Origin of the sequence: Mesorhizobium sp. M4B.F.Ca.ET.089.01.1.1 (assembly GCF_004022605.1) — a bacterium.
Lineage (GTDB): Bacteria > Pseudomonadota > Alphaproteobacteria > Rhizobiales > Rhizobiaceae > Mesorhizobium > Mesorhizobium abyssinicae.
In genome coordinates this window covers 1-14,061 of sequence record NZ_RZOS01000118.1, presented here as the reverse complement: position 1 = coordinate 14,061, position 14,061 = coordinate 1, and the positions used below count along the sequence as shown (strand labels likewise).

The 14,061-nt window shown below is 64.8% G+C and carries 12 protein-coding genes and 2 pseudogenes; 10 read left to right on the top strand and 4 right to left on the bottom strand.

All coding sequences use genetic code 11. The annotated features are described in order from the left end of the window. A pseudogene (locus EN780_RS13910) lies at window positions 1-449 on the top strand (GcrA cell cycle regulator); the annotation flags it as partial. A gap of 104 nt (window positions 450-553) precedes the next feature. Beyond that, window positions 554-1,150: a DUF6456 domain-containing protein gene (locus EN780_RS13905; protein ID WP_128274311.1), complete on the top strand. Its 597-nt coding sequence runs from the start codon at window positions 554-556 to the stop codon at window positions 1,148-1,150. Window positions 1,151-1,435: 285 nt separating this feature from the next. Here the strand turns inward: EN780_RS13905 and EN780_RS13900 are convergent, their stop codons facing one another. The 3 genes and pseudogenes from EN780_RS13900 to EN780_RS13890 form a co-directional block, all read right to left on the bottom strand. Beyond that, on the bottom strand, window positions 1,436-1,792 hold the full coding sequence (locus EN780_RS13900; protein WP_127311144.1) for a hypothetical protein: 357 nt from the start codon (window positions 1,790-1,792) through the stop codon (window positions 1,436-1,438). Window positions 1,793-1,891: 99 nt separating this feature from the next. Next, window positions 1,892-2,170: pseudogene (locus EN780_RS40630) on the bottom strand (DUF763 domain-containing protein); the annotation flags it as partial. A 7-nt stretch (window positions 2,171-2,177) separates the two neighbouring features. After that, window positions 2,178-2,486: a hypothetical protein gene (locus EN780_RS13890; RefSeq protein WP_127311145.1), complete on the bottom strand. Its 309-nt coding sequence runs from the start codon at window positions 2,484-2,486 to the stop codon at window positions 2,178-2,180. A 333-nt stretch (window positions 2,487-2,819) separates the two neighbouring features. Between EN780_RS13890 and EN780_RS13885 the strand changes: the two genes are divergently transcribed. The 5 genes from EN780_RS13885 (at window position 2,820) to EN780_RS41565 (ending at window position 8,418) form a co-directional block, all read left to right on the top strand. Continuing rightward, complete coding sequence (locus EN780_RS13885; protein WP_128274309.1) at window positions 2,820-3,917, top strand: flavodoxin family protein; 1,098 nt, start codon at window positions 2,820-2,822, stop codon at window positions 3,915-3,917. A gap of 135 nt (window positions 3,918-4,052) precedes the next feature. After that, entirely contained in the window at window positions 4,053-4,943 is an 891-nt protein-coding gene (locus EN780_RS13880) for a transglutaminase family protein (protein WP_127285044.1), read from the top strand. Window positions 4,944-5,229: 286 nt separating this feature from the next. After that, window positions 5,230-5,904 carry a protein-L-isoaspartate(D-aspartate) O-methyltransferase gene (locus EN780_RS13875; RefSeq protein WP_127393112.1) on the top strand — a complete coding sequence of 225 codons (675 nt, stop codon included), beginning with the start codon at window positions 5,230-5,232 and terminating at the stop codon, window positions 5,902-5,904. 355 nt (window positions 5,905-6,259) lie between these two features. Beyond that, the gene (locus EN780_RS13870; RefSeq protein WP_127393113.1) at window positions 6,260-7,648 is read left to right on the top strand and encodes a polysaccharide biosynthesis/export family protein; all 1,389 of its coding nucleotides are present in this window, start codon (window positions 6,260-6,262) and stop codon (window positions 7,646-7,648) included. Window positions 7,649-7,983: 335 nt separating this feature from the next. Continuing rightward, complete coding sequence (locus tag EN780_RS41565; protein ID WP_348631258.1) at window positions 7,984-8,418, top strand: hypothetical protein; 435 nt, start codon at window positions 7,984-7,986, stop codon at window positions 8,416-8,418. Between the two features lie 98 nt (window positions 8,419-8,516). Here the strand turns inward: EN780_RS41565 and EN780_RS13860 are convergent, their stop codons facing one another. Further along, window positions 8,517-10,493 (bottom strand): acyltransferase family protein, encoded by a 1,977-nt coding sequence (locus EN780_RS13860; RefSeq protein WP_128274305.1) that lies wholly within the window; start codon window positions 10,491-10,493, stop codon window positions 8,517-8,519. Between the two features lie 257 nt (window positions 10,494-10,750). Between EN780_RS13860 and EN780_RS13855 the strand changes: the two genes are divergently transcribed. From EN780_RS13855 to EN780_RS13845, 3 genes are all read left to right on the top strand, one after another. Beyond that, the gene (locus EN780_RS13855) at window positions 10,751-11,104 is read left to right on the top strand and encodes a cupin domain-containing protein (protein ID WP_127285049.1); all 354 of its coding nucleotides are present in this window, start codon (window positions 10,751-10,753) and stop codon (window positions 11,102-11,104) included. Between the two features lie 204 nt (window positions 11,105-11,308). Beyond that, a complete protein-coding gene (locus EN780_RS13850; protein ID WP_128274302.1) occupies window positions 11,309-11,851 on the top strand; it encodes a hypothetical protein in 543 nt (180 codons plus the stop codon). 276 nt (window positions 11,852-12,127) lie between these two features. Continuing rightward, a partial coding sequence (locus tag EN780_RS13845) for an AI-2E family transporter (RefSeq protein WP_245499960.1) occupies window positions 12,128-14,061 on the top strand: 1,934 nt, incomplete at its 3' end.

The window sequence follows — 14,061 nt, the reverse complement described above, 5'->3', positions numbered from 1 at the left end:
ATGCCCGGCAGGGCAGAGGGGGGCGCTGTCCCGCCGACGTCTCCAGTTTTGACGTCGCCTCGCAAGCAGATCGCGTCTCCGCCGTCCGCACCCCGCCCAGGCCCAAGAAACCCAAGCCGCGAAAGCCCGCCCGCGTGCTGCCGCCGGCTTGGCTGGCACCGGGCCAGCGCGAAAAGTCTGAGGCGCAGCTGTACAAGCTGCCTGCGCCACCGCCGCCGGTAAACCCGGGCCGCCAGCCGCATGTCGCCGCCATGCGCTTCATCGACTGCCTGTTCGGCCGCTGCCGCGCGCCGCTCGACCTCGCGCTGCAGGAGGAGCCGGAGAAGGATGCTCCAGGCGCTCGTCCCGGCCCGGAGATGCTCTGCTGCGGCCTGCGCACGCGGCCGACGCAAAGCTATTGCAGCCACCATCACGCAAGGTTTCATGGCCATCGCGGCAGCGGGATGTGAGGGGCGCGCCGCAGAAGGCCGCTCTCATAGAAATCGACGATGCGATGGTGGCGCCGCAGAGCGCCGATCTTATCCAGAACCCATCCCAAGCCCGAGGAACGCCCATGCCCCGCAAGACCGCCAGGAAACCGCAGCCGCCAAAACTGCCGAAGGGCGAGGCCGGTCAGGTGCGCATCCGCCGCGAGATCGGCCATGATTTCGCGCTGCGCCAGGACGCCTTCGGCCGCCAGCGGCTGAGCAATGGCACGGCCGAAGCACGCCGCGTCTACGAGGTGTCGAATGGCGGCTTCACCTCCACCGGCGGCATCGTACGCCTGCGCAATGTCGACCCGCTGGTCGGCATCACCTCGCTCTCACGCCAGCAGCGCGAGGCAGGAGGGCGCCTTCGCGACGATTTCGAGCGCACCCAGCGCGAGGGCCTGCAGCCGCAGTCCTGGAACGAGCGCGTCGACGGTACCCGGTCGAATGCCGGCATCCCCGACCGCGTGCTCTCGGCCGGCCGCGCTCATGCTCATGCCGTCACCGCCCTCGGCCACTGGGAGGTGGCCGATGTGGTGCGCAAGGTCTGCCTCGAAGGCCAGTCGGTGAAGAGCGTGGCCGAACGCAACGGCGAAAGCCGCGACGTGGTGGTAAAACTGCTGAAGGTGGGGCTCGACCTGCTGGCGGTGCACTATGGGATGATGGGGAGGAAAGCAGGGTGAGGGGGACTTGCCAATGGATATAGGCGGCCTGCAAGCAGGGCTTCGTTTGGAATAGCAGCAAACGAACCATGCCGGCTCTGGCATCTTTGATCGTGATCAGCTCGCCCGTCTTTACGAATGCGCGCCGCGCCCCGCAGATGGCACGGGTGGGATTTGGGAGCTGCGCCGCCTCCAGGGTCCATGCCGTGACTTTCGCGCGTTGCGGCGATGCGGAAATTCTGATCCGCCGCATGTACGACGAGCGTCACGGCATCGATCCTCTGGTCAGCCCGCGGATGACGAAGGTCAGTAACGGCAAATCCGCACGCGTTCCAGCACCCGGCGGTGATGATGCCAGTGCCTCACCCACTTCACGTGGCAATGGCGGTAATGGTGCCGGTAGTGATAGCGGTGCGGATAGCGGACCACGTAGCCGGGATAGTAGTCCCGGTAATAGCGCGGGCCGTAATAGCGGCCGCCATAATCGTAGAACGGTCCGCCGCCATAGATCGGTCCACCATAGAAAGGTCCACCGAACGGGCCGCCGTAGAACGGACTGAGGCCGAACGGGCCGAAAAATCCCAATCCGCGCGCATCCGACGGCGCGACCGAGGCTGCCGCGGAGGCAACGGCGATCACTGAAGCAAGTAGCAGTTTTTTCATGGCAACCTCCTCCTGAAGGCTGATCATCGACTAAACGCACCGCCGGCGGGCTATGTTCCCGATCGCTAATGTTCGCTGGTGTCGATCTGAGGAGGAGATTCCGCGCCCGCCGCAGACATGGATGCCGAACTCGCCCGAGAGCGGGTTCAGGCCGCTTCAGCGCGCCGATGATCGAGGTGGTGATGCCAGAGGAATGCCAGTGCAACCCCACGGCGCCGAGGAACCGGAAGACAACGCAAGCCGCCTGAGCAACTCGCGGCCGTAGGGGTGGATGATGGCTTGCACAACAACGCGGGCCGGCTGCGTCATGCGCTCGCTCAGCCATTGCAAGCCCGCTTCTCCCTCTCCCACAAGGGAGAAGGAGAAGCCGGGATGAATGTCCCTATCACCGTTCGCAGATACGGATCTTCTCGATCACGCGGTGGTGGTGGCGCCAGTGCTTGCGGTACTCGGTCCAGCAATGGCGGTTGTGGCGCATTGCGTAGCGCGGCCTGTAGCCATTGTCGTAGACGTCATACCGGTAGTGAGGGCGATAGACGTAAGGATCGCCGTAGTAGGGGCCATAGTCGCCGTAATAGTCGTCATAAGTTGGGCCGATGCCAATACCCAGCCGCAAGCTGTCGGCACTGGCCGGACCGATCATGGCCGCCGCCGACGCAATCGCGATGACGGAGGCGAGCAGGAGCTTTTTCATGACTACCTCCTTTTCCAGGTTGATCTTATAAAACCCGTGAGGCGCGGTGCTGTTCCGATAAAAATCGGTTGGCCTGACGCCAGACCGCAAAGGGGCACCTCCCGCCGGGCCGCAAAACCCGCAAGCACCGCTTCATGGCGGCAAGGCGTCCCACCTCATGAGGGGGCGCTTTCCGGAACCATCGCGCTCAGCCCGGGTTCCTTCTCAGCGGGCCGCGTCAGCCGGACCTGGTGGCAGAGAGAACAGGGTGGTTTCTCCGGCTTCTTACCCTGGCCAAGGAAATGGCAGTCGAGCTCTTGTCCCACCCGGCCCGCTCCGGGCAAAGGGCAATCGATGGCGAAGCGCGCAAATCCCGACACCGCCGTTCCACGCAAAGGGATGCCCAGCCCGCGCCTGAGCAAGGCCGAATTCAAGAATCGCTATCGCGGACAGTTTTATGACCCCGCATTCGCTTCGGCGGCGCAAGCGGTAGATGCTCTGTGCGAGATCGCCTGGCAGGCCTACAAGGACGAGCGCAAGAGCCCGATCACCCGCAAGGCCGGCAAGGGTTTTCACGATCCGGACTATGAGGTGTCGGTGGAGTGGATCGCCGCCAGCGAGGCCTTGAAGGCGGCGCAGCAGCGATACGAGGACGGGTCGTCGCCGGCGCGCATCCTGCTCATCAACGGCTCCTCGCGCAGCGAGCATACCTGTCCGGGCGAGATGTCCAAGAGCTTTCGCCTTGTCGAGATCGCGCGCCGGGCCATAGAGGGAAAGCCCGGCTTCTCGGTCGGCGTTCTCGACCTCTCGCGCATCGCCTCGGAATATGGCCGTGCGATCCACCCCTGCAAGGCATGCTTCTCGACCGCGGCCGCACTTTGCCATTGGCCGTGCTCCTGCTATCCGAACCACTCGCTCGGGCAGATTCATGACTGGATGAACGACATCTATCCGCTTTGGGTCGAGGCCCACGGCATCATGATCGTTACCCCGGTCAACTGGTACCAGACGTCGTCGCCGGTGAAGCTGATGATGGATCGCCTGGTCTGCGCCGATGGCGGCAATCCCGATCCCTCGCTGACGCAGGGCAAGGACGTCGCTCTGGCGAAACGTGCCGAGCTCGCCGGATGGGACTATCCGCGCCATCTGGCCGGCCGTCTGTTCTCGGTAGTCGTCCACGGCGATACCGAAGGTGCCGAAAACGCCCGCCGCGGACTTGCCGACTGGTTGCGCTCGATGAAGCTGGAGCCGGCTGGCGAGAAGGCAGAGCTCGACCGCTATATCGGCTACTGGCAGCCCTATGCGACCAGCCACCGTGATCTCGATGCCGACCGTGCCGTGCAGAGCGAGGTGCGCGCCGCCGCGCTCGCGCTGGCGGAGGCCGTCGCGAAACGGCGAACGGGTCTCCTGCCGTCGATCGGGACGGACCTCGTCGATCCGCGTCCGAAGTAACTCTTTGCCTCCCGCGGCACCATCTTCCCTTCGACGGCTCAAGCATTTCCGGGGCAGGTTTCGAGCGGGACCATCGGCTGTATGCGCAAAACACTATATGATTGCGCCGCAGGGTGAATTTGCCGACGGACGCCGATGCCGATCTTTTCAGTCAAGCACACGACCGTCTATCGCTATAGCCAGCCGGTGAGTTTTGGCGAGCACCGGCTGATGTTCAGGCCGCGCGACAGTTTCGACCAGCGGCTTCTCGACCACGCTTTGTCGGTCGACCCCGAGCCGAAGGAGGTACGCTGGATCCACGACGTTTTTGGCAACTGTGTTGCGGTGATCGAATTCACGGGTTCGGCCAATGAACTCCATTTCTCGACGGACATTCGGCTCGATCACACGCCCCAGCACGCGCCCGATTTCCGCATCGATGAAGCCGCGCTGAATTATCCGTTCTCTTACGATTCCGACGAAGCGGCCGACCTCGCGCAGACGATTGAGCGCCATCATCCCGACGAGGGTGACGAGGTCGGCAAATGGGCCCGCCAGTTCGTCGGCGCCGCTGGCCACACCGAAACCGGAAAGCTGTTGATGACGCTCTGCTACGCCATCCACGAGAGCTTCGTGTACTCCCGTCGCTTCGAAACCGGGACGCAACCGCCGCTCATGACGCTGCACCTGCGCAAGGGCACATGCCGGGACTTTGCGCTGTTCATGATGGAAGCGGTTCGCTCGCTCGGCTTTGCCGCCCGCTTCGTGACCGGCTACGTCTATGTGCCGGGCCGCGACAGCGCCGAGGTGCGCGGCGGCGGCTCGACGCATGCCTGGTGCCAGGTCTACCTGCCCGGGGCCGGCTGGATCGAGTTCGATCCGACCAACGGAATAGTCGGCAACCGGGATCTGATCAGGGTTGCCGTGGCCAGGCACCCCCGGCAAGCCATCCCTCTTTCGGGAAGCTATTCCGGCAGCGCTTCGAGTTTCCTCGACATGACCGTTGAGGTGAAGGTGGCGAAGGAAACCGGCGGCGACAGGAATTAGTTGCGTCTTTGCGGCGCGACCGGTCCGCGCTTGAAGCGCAGCAACGACGACACCGCGGTCCACGTTGAGCCCCGCCTTGCCGCCTGGCGGTATGCACACGCCATTTTCCCGGAACCGCTCGATCTGTTCCGGCGTTGCTGGCCCGAACGAAACGCGCGTCAGCCAGCTATGCCGAGCGCGGTGGACGTTTGCGAATGACCGTTTCGCCCCACCGGAATGATGGCGAGCGTCGCTGTGCCAAGAGGAACGGGATAGCTATCAGGCTGGTCGAGGAAGGCCCACCCCTATGAAACCGATGACCGAAGAGCATCTTGCGGTTCTGCGCAGGCACATGATCGAGATGATTGCGATCCATGCCGACCTGACAAGCGAAGAACTCGGCAAAGCAACGCTCGACGAGCGGGTCTTGGCATCGATGGGGCAGGTGCCGCGACATCTCTTCGTGCCATCATCGGTCGCGCCCTATGCCTATCAGGACATGCCGCTGCCGATCGGATTCGGCAAGACCGTCTCGCAGCCCTTCATGGTCGCGCTGATGACCGATCTGCTCGCTCCCGAGCCGCACGAGTCAGTGCTCGAGATCGGAACCGGCCTTGGCTATCAGACCGCAATCCTCGCTGAACTCGCCGGACAAGTTTGGAGTGTTGAAATCATCGAGGAATTCGCAAGCCATGCCGAGGCTCTGCTGCAGGACCTTGGCTTCTCCAATGTCGCCATTCGTGTCGGAGACGGGTCTCGCGGCTGGCCCGAGCACGCCCCATTCGACAAGATCCTGGTTAGCGTGGCGGCTGAGCGGGCGCCGCCGGCTTTGCTGAGCCAGCTCACGCCGGCGGGTCGTCTGGTCCTGCCTTTGGAGTCAGAGGAAGGACAGTTTCTGACCGTCATCGACAAGGACGCGGCAGGGCAGATCAAGACCCGGAAACTCATCCCGGTTCGGTTCAGCCGGCTCGAAACCGTCTGAGGTCTCACAATTGGCGCGGCCAGCACACACCGGCTGAACTGATCTGGAAGAAGGACAGCCGCGCACCGGTCGTCGCCAAGATGCGCTTCGGGTCAGAAACCGCCGTTCGCCAATGTCCGGTTCTCACCCGGCAGGTGGGAAAAGTACAGGTGGCACAAGTCCGTTTCCTATGAGGCTGTCGCGTCAATATCGATCAGTAGACATGACGCCAATTTACTCAATTGAGTGGGGCTGACTACGCTCTATTTGGTACTCACCATGCTGGATCGACTTTGTTAGGCTCACGTGGTGGTTGCGGTATCCGTAAGCGCGGTGCGCGGGTCGCGCGCGGCCAGTGAGGCATGGAGATCCAGCCATGGATCCTATCCAGAGGCCCAAAGCGGACCACGGTCCAGCATTTCCCGAGGGTGACCGACAAGTCTCAACCATGGCGACCTCGTCTCATGGCTCCCGCAAAAGGTCGCGCGGCGCCGCGATGAGCCTCATCCCCCTCTGTCTCATCCTGCTATGCAGCGCCCCGGCAAGAGGTCAGTCAGGGACTGACGACAGGCTCGGCCCTCAAGACACTGTTGAGGTGAATGTTGCGGGGTGGGGCGTCTTCCGCGCGGGCGTCGCGGGCGCGGAGCTCAACGGTGCCTTTACGATCGATGCGGCCGGGACGCTGCATCTTCCGGTCATTGGGCAGGTAGTGGCTGCGGGTCTGCGTGAGAATGACCTGGCAAAACTGATTGACGATCGGCTGCAGGCCAGAAGTGGCTTCGACGTGCGTCCCGTCACGACCGTCCAGCGCCGACGATCGCGAGCAGCGGCGCCGGTCGATCTCGAAGCGGCGAAGAATCGATCGCTTCAGGAAACCAATGCACCCGCGCGAACCGGTCAAGCGGCGCAAGCCTTTGCTGGCGAGCAGCATGCGTTGGTCGCACGTGCTGACACCGGCTTGCCGGCGCGTGTGGTCGCAGACGCCCCGGTTCTTCAAGGGCGGGCCTTTGAAGAGCAGCAGAAACGAGCCGAACGGCTGGCGGGGGATCTGGAACTGGCGCAGAGCGAAGTAGAAAGCCTGCAGGAGAAAGCCGTTCTCGCGAACCGCGAAAGAGCCGCCGCACTCGGAGCGCAGCAGGCTGCGGAAGCCTCGCTGGCAGCAGCCAGGCGCGCGCTTGACGAGGAGCGGCAGAAGGTCGAGCGGTTGGAAGGCGATCTCGCCGCGGCGCATCAATCTCTCGATGCTGTGACGGCAAGGGGAAAACTGGCGGCGGCTGCGCAAGCCGTCGACATCCAGGGCCGGCAAGTTGCCGAGGCCGCTGCAAAGCGAACCGAGCAAGCGCTCGCACTGGAACGCGAAAGAGCAGATGCCCTCGCCCTCGATCTCAGCGCTGCAAATCAGGATCGCGATGCGGCAAAGGAGGAAGTGGCCCGGCTTTCCGCGGCGTTGGAGCAACAACGCGAAAGGGCCGTTGGCCTGGCCCGCAACCTCACCGCGGCGCGCAACAAGATCGACGTCCTGAAAGCTCCCGATGCGCCTCGCGCCCAGCGCGTCGAGCCCGCTCCCAAAGCACGCGACGCTGATGGAGCTGGTCCACGCCTTGCAGGGAAGCGGGCTCGTTCAGTCCGTGCGCCCGACGAGCACGAGATCCGAAAAGTGGCCGCCCGCAAGTCACGGCAACCGGTTCCGGTGGCGACGATTCCGCTTCCCGCCGCGTTGCTGCCGACGCGGGCGCCGTTGCGCTCGGCGTCAGGATTATGGTGATGCGCCGGTATCTGGCTACCGCATTGGCGATCGCAGTTGCGATCGGGCCTGCTTCGGCTGTTGACGTGGGCGTTGGAGGCACGGTCGGCGGTATCGGGGTCGGTGTTGGTGTGGGCGCTGGCTCGGACGGCGCCTCCGTTGGAGTTGGCACCAGCGTCGACGGGCTGGGAGGAGCAGATGTTGGAGGGTCGCTCGGCACAAGCAACGGATCGCTCGGCGCCGACGTTGGGGCGGGCGCCAACCTCGGCGGCGTAAGCGGCGGCGTTTCGGCTGGCGTCGACGCGGGAGACCAATCAGTTGATGGCCCAGCGGGCACCGCCGGAGCGAGCGCTGCTTTGGGGAGTACCACAGGGACGGCGGGTGCCGTTGCCGGCAAGAAGAAGGCTGCCATTGTCGTGCCCAGGGGCGCGCGATACGCAATCGTCCTGCCACGCAGCCTTTGGCCCTCCAGAGGTGGTCGCGACACGCTCGGGCAAAGCAAAAAAGGCTATCCCGTACTGCAGCCTCTGGCGCCGCTGAAGGTGATACCCGGCACCCCGCCGGCCGTGGTTCGCGTCTGCCGCCAGGCGATCAGATCGGCTGCGGTGCCGCTTGGTGCCGTGCGCGTGCAGGTAGCCAGCGCAGGTCCCCTGCGGCGGCATCGTCTCGGCACGCTCACCGCACCGATTGAGGTGCGCATAGACTATGCAAGACAAGGTGGCATCGAGGTCCGGCAAGCGCGGGTCGGATGCCGCCTCGACCCGGCGGGCAGGGTCGTCGCGGTGAACTAGGCTTGTTGGATTTGGCGGGTGGGCCAAGTCTCGATGAAACGGACGTCGGGAGTGCCCCCGAGTCCTGCCTGAATCATGGATGACCTTCGCCACCCGTCCTAGCTCCCGATCCCCCGTAGCACCGTCTTCTCCACCACCGGCTCCAGTGATTCCGCGAACGGCGTTGCCAGGTGATGGCGATCGCGGTAGGCGAGCTTGCCGTTGATGAAGACGTGACAGGTGGTGCTGTCGCAGAACTGGCTGGTCAGGTCGACATAGGTGGCGCCGGGCACGCTGCGCACGACATCGCGCTCCGCCGCGGCGATGTCGTCGTTCGCCGCCATGTTCCTCGGCGTATCGCAGACCTCAGGTGCCTGCCCGCGCCACAACGCCCGTGCCACGCATTTGTCGACGTAGTTTCCATTATAGGGCACGTCCCTGATCACCGCGACCTTGATCCCGGCCCGGCTGAATGCCGCGAGCGTCCAGTGCAGGCCGGCCCTCCATTCCTCGTTCCAATCGGCGTGCCTCAGTTCCTCGGGCGATTCCTTCATCACGTTGCCGATCGAGAATTCCGAGATCACCACCATGCGCGGATGCAGCGCGATGATGTCCTTGACCGATTGCTCCCGCCACCGGTCGCATTCGGTGTAGTCGCGCTTCAGCCGCCAGTTCCAGGTCGTGACCCGTGAGGCTCGGCAGGAGGATTTGAGATAGGTGACGACGCGGTAGTTGTTCTTGCTTGCCGCCTCGATCAGCGGCGTCGACCAATGGTCGGCATGCGAGTCGCCGAACAGCACCACCGAACCCTCTGCATCTTTGGCGCCGAACACGCAGGGCTTGGGCTTGACGGTTTCGAAATCGAGCACGCAGCCGCCCTTGGCGCGCGCGGTCGAGGGACGCGCCGCGCTTTCGGCGATGACGCGCTGTTCGGGGTCGAGATCATGAACGGCCAGCCGCGCATTGGCGTAGGCCGCCGCAACGCCGGTGCCGGTCAGGAGGACGGCCGGCACCAGCGCGCGCGCCGCATTGGCCATAAGCCAGCCATTGCGGCGTATAGGGTTCTCGATGACGTGATAGGTGAAGGCCGACAGCACCAGCGTCAGCGCCAGGCAGACAAGGCGCTGCACGGTGGAAAGTTCCGCGGTGAGCATGCCGGCATAGACGATGACCGGCCAGTGCCAGAGATAGAGCGAATAGGAAAGCTTGCCGCCCCACTGCAAGGGCGGCAGCGCGAGCACGGCGCTGGGGCCATTGCTCGCGCCGGCCGCTCCCGCCAGCAGCATGAGGACGGCGCCGGTCACCGGCACCAAAGCCAGCAGACCGGGGAAGGGGGCATCCTCGCTGAAAGAAAGATAGGAGATCGCAATCAGCGCCAGCCCGAGCCAGGCCATTGTGGCGTTCAGGCCGCGGCGCTCGCGCCACAATGTCGCCGGGGCTAGCGTGGCCAGCCCGCCGGCAGCGAACTCCCAGGCCCTGAGCGGCGAGAAATAGAAGGCCCAGGGCTGGGCGACCGTGGTCAGCCAGGCGCACACAGCGAACGATACCAGACCGGCAAACCCGATCACCAGGATCACCGCCCGCTTGCCGGGCTTCAGCCACGCGGCAAGCACCAGCAGCGCCGGCCAGGCCAGATAGAACTGCTCCTCGACCGACAGCGACCAGAAATGGATGAACGGGTTGTTGGCGGCGTCGGACGCGAAATAGTCGAACGACCAGCGGATCAGCCACAGATTGATCATGTAGGCCGACGCGAACATGGCGCCCTTGGAATAGAGCGACTGCTCCTCCGGCGACAGGATGAAGGCGCCGGCAACCAGCGTCGCGAGGATGACGAACAGCGAAGCCGGCAGCAGCCTGCGCGCGCGCCGGGCGTAGAAGCGCCAGAGGTCGAGCCGCCCGGTCTCGTTGATCTCGGTGACGAGATGACGCGTGATCAGGTAGCCCGAAATGACGAAGAAGATGTCGACGCCGGTGAAGCCGCCGGGGAGCGCGGTGAGCCCAAAATGATAAGCGATGACGCCGGCCACCGCCAGCGCGCGCAAGCCCTCGATGTCGGGCCGGAACGATGCCGAGGCCGGGAATTGTGCTGTCAAAACGACGCCTCGTCGTGCTGGTCGTTGGCAGCCCACCCACGGGCGAGACTCGACCCTGAGCGCTGATATCGCAATGCAACATATTTAACGCGGTGCAACATAAGTGGAGATCGGCGTCCTTCTCCCGCTCACGGGGAGAAGGACGCTCTCGCCTCCACCTTCGCCAAATCCGACATGCGCGGTCGGCCTCCGCGTTGCCCATGCCTCGCGCATCGTCTATGCACCCTCAGCCAATGCCGGCTGGAACGGAGCCCATCATGACCGACCAAACCATCCTCAAATTCGGCGCCATCGAGCATGCCGAGGCCGGCGATCTGCCGGGCTGGGTCGTCGTCGAGGGCAGGCCGACCATGCAGACCGCCGTGCAGCACACCACCGCCGACGGCAAGGTGATCTCGGGCACCTGGCGCGCCTCGCCGGGCACCTACCATGCCACCTACACCGACTACGAATTCGTGCACATGATCGCCGGCCGCATCATCATCACTCCCGACGGCGGCGCACCTGTGGAGGTCGGGCCGGGCGATGCCTTCGTCGTCGAGGCCGACTTCAAGGGAACCTGGAAGATCATCGAGCCGGTGACCAAGCATTTCGTCGTTCGGGTCGGCTGATGCGGGCGCGTCGCCAGTCATGCGAGAGTGGCGGCGGGTCGGCCAGCGTCGAGCCGGCCCACAGCGCTCTGTGCGTTAGGCTGCGCTAAAGTAACGTTGTCCGGAAACGTGCGATCTGCTAGCATTTGACCACCGACAAACGGCTCCGGAGTGCCGTGCGTCCGACATCATGCACAACAGATCAACTCGAACCGGAGAACGGCCATGAAACGGCTTCTGACGGTCGCTGCGCTTTTGGCAGCAGGCAGTTTGATTGAGATGCAAGGCGCAGCCGCCGATGACGATGCGCTGATCAAGAGCGCCGAGTCAGCCGCGCCGGCTGCAGTGGCCAGCGGCGCCGCGGTCTACGCCATGGACGAGAAGGGCAACATGCGCACCCTGCGCGAGGGCAAAGGCGGCTTCTGGTGCATGCCGGACAACCCGGCCTCGCCTGGCCCGGACCCGATGTGCGGCGACGCCAACTCGATGGAATGGGCGATGGCCTGGCTGCAAAAGAAGGATCCGCCCAAGGGCAAGGTCGGCTTCATGTACATGCTGTCCGGCGGCACCGACGGCAGCAACACCGATCCCTATGCGACGGCGCCCACGGAAGGCAACAACTGGGTAGAGACCGGTCCGCATGTGATGATCGTCAACGCCATGGACATGATGGCGGGCTATCCGACGGACGCAAAGCCCGACACGTCCAAGCCCTATGTCATGTGGCCGGGCACGCCCTACGCCCATCTCATGATCCCGGTTAAGTAGCTGGAACGAGAGCGCACGGGCGCTCCGTCCTCACAACAATGGCGGGTATCTCCGCCCGCCATCCGAACCGCCAACTGTAGAGGCCGTGAGCGTTGGCATCTCGGCCGCCGCCGCAACTTCGGCGCCGCCTACGGCTATTGCGACAACGCCCTGCAACATAAGCGCAATCTGCGCGTTTGCTAATCCACAGAGAGGCAGTCGTCAGGGTGGCCGCGCCGTGCGTTGCACGCCGGCGAAATATCGCTGATCATGCTCCTCGTTGGGCGGAGGCATCAGGTGAATCGGCAAAACGGCACGCGCCCGTCGGGATCCGGGCTGGTTGGTCTTCTGGCTGCGTCGAGGGCGCATCCGCGCACAGCGCTGCCCACGGTCGCGACGGTGGTCACGACAGTGGCGGCGCTCTATTTCGGCCGCGAGGTGTTCCTGCCGATCGCCGTCGCCCTGCTTTTGACCTTCGCCCTGGCGCCCCTGGTCTCCGCGCTGAAGCGCGTTGGCATTCCGCGCCTTCCGGCCGTCATCGCCAGCGTGCTCGGCGCCTTCGCGGCGCTTGCCATGTTCTCCTTTGTTGTCGCCACGCAGGTCAGCGATCTCGCCCAGAACATTCCCGTCTACCAGATCAACATCCTGACCAAGATCCGCGCGCTGAAGGAAACCGGCCTCGGCGGCGGCATCATCGCCAGGCTGAGCGGAGTGATCGAGCGCGTTGGCCAGGAGATCGAGCGCCAGGAGCCGCAACTGCCCTCGGCGACCGAGACGCCCAAACGCGATCCGATCCCGGTCGAGATCGTCGCGCACGAAAAGCCGCTCGAGGTGCTGCAGAACCTGGTAGCGCCGCTGCTCAGCCCGCTCGCCTCGGCCGGCCTGGTCATCGTCGTGGTCATCTTCATGCTGATGGAGCGCGAGGATCTGCGCGACCGCTTCATCCGTCTCGTCGGCTATGGCGACCTGCACCGCACCACGCAGGCGCTGCAGGATGCCGGCAAGCGTGTCGGCCAGTATCTTTTGATGCAGCTGGTGGTCAATATCGTCTACGCCGTGCCGATCACCATCGGGCTCTGGGTGCTGGGCATCCCCAACGCGCTTTTGTGGGGCATGCTGGCGCTGGCTCTGCGCTTCGTGCCCTATATCGGTCCGATCATCGGCGCGCTCTTGCCGCTGTTCCTGGCGCTGGCCGTGGCGCCCGGCTGGGCTCTGCTCTTGTGGACGGCGGCCCTGTTCATCGTCATGGAACTGATAACCGGCAACGTGATCGAGCCCTGGCTCTACGGCTCGCGCACCGGGCTGTCGCCGCTCGCCATCATCGTCGCCGCGATCTTCTGGACATGGCTCTGGGGTCCGCTCGGCCTGGTGCTGTCCACCCCGCTCACTGTCTGCCTGGTCGTGCTCGGCCGCCATGTGCCGCAATTCGAATTCCTCGACGTGCTGTTCGGCAACGAGCCGGTGCTGGAGCCGCACGCCCGGCTCTACCAGCGGCTGCTGGCTGGCGATCCGGACGAGGCGACCGACCATGCCGAGGAGTTCCTGGAGGACAAATATCTGTTCGAGTTCTACGACAAGGTCGCGATCCCCGCTTTGCTGCTCGGCGAGCATGACCGCATGCGCGGCGTTCTCGACGACGAGCAGCGGCGGCTGCTGGCCGGCAGCGCCGAGACCCTGGTGGCGAACCTCGACGACAGTGCCCAGCAGGAAGCCGAGGAGGAAGAGGACGAGCCGGAAGCCGCCGTCTCAGGCGATGACAAGGCCGGCGAACGCAAGGCGTCGGAGCGCAAGCCTGGCGAGGACAAGGAGGTCGACGATGCCGAAGAGGTCAATCTCCCCGATGGAACCGGCATTGCGGTTCTGTGCGCCGGCGGCCGCGGCGAGCTCGATGATGCCGCCGCCGCCATGCTGGCGCAGGTGCTGGAAGTGCAGGGCGCCGAGGCGACCAAGGCGGGCTTCGCCGATCTCGAGCCCGGCGGCGTGCGCCGCCTCGAGCTCGATGCGCTCGACGCGGTCGTCATCGGCTTCCTCGACCGTGATTCCGTCAAGCATGCCCGCTTCCTGGTGCGGCGGCTGAAGCGCCGCCGGCCAAAGCTCAGGGTTGGCATCGTCTTCTGGTCGGAAACCGGCAATGGCGACCGGCAGGCCGCCAGCGCCGAGGCCCGTGACCTCAATGCCGACTTCGTCGCCTATGGCATGGTCGATGCCGTCAACGGCACGCTGTCCGGCGA

Bases quoted from the DNA above. Each gene is read 5' to 3' on its own strand.
- EN780_RS13905 (WP_128274311.1), top strand. From the start codon at position 554: ATGCCCCGCAAGACCGCCAGGAAACCGCAGCCGCCAAAACTGCCGAAG.
- EN780_RS13875 (WP_127393112.1), top strand. From the start codon at position 5,230: ATGAAACCGATGACCGAAGAGCATCTTGCGGTTCTGCGCAGGCACATG.
- EN780_RS13850 (WP_128274302.1), top strand. From the start codon at position 11,309: ATGAAACGGCTTCTGACGGTCGCTGCGCTTTTGGCAGCAGGCAGTTTG.
- EN780_RS13890 (WP_127311145.1), bottom strand. From the start codon at position 2,486: ATGAAAAAGCTCCTGCTCGCCTCCGTCATCGCGATTGCGTCGGCGGCG.
- EN780_RS13885 (WP_128274309.1), top strand. From the start codon at position 2,820: ATGGCGAAGCGCGCAAATCCCGACACCGCCGTTCCACGCAAAGGGATG.
- EN780_RS13855 (WP_127285049.1), top strand. From the start codon at position 10,751: ATGACCGACCAAACCATCCTCAAATTCGGCGCCATCGAGCATGCCGAG.
- EN780_RS13880 (WP_127285044.1), top strand. From the start codon at position 4,053: ATGCCGATCTTTTCAGTCAAGCACACGACCGTCTATCGCTATAGCCAG.
- EN780_RS13900 (WP_127311144.1), bottom strand. From the start codon at position 1,792: ATGAAAAAACTGCTACTTGCTTCAGTGATCGCCGTTGCCTCCGCGGCA.
- EN780_RS13870 (WP_127393113.1), top strand. From the start codon at position 6,260: ATGGATCCTATCCAGAGGCCCAAAGCGGACCACGGTCCAGCATTTCCC.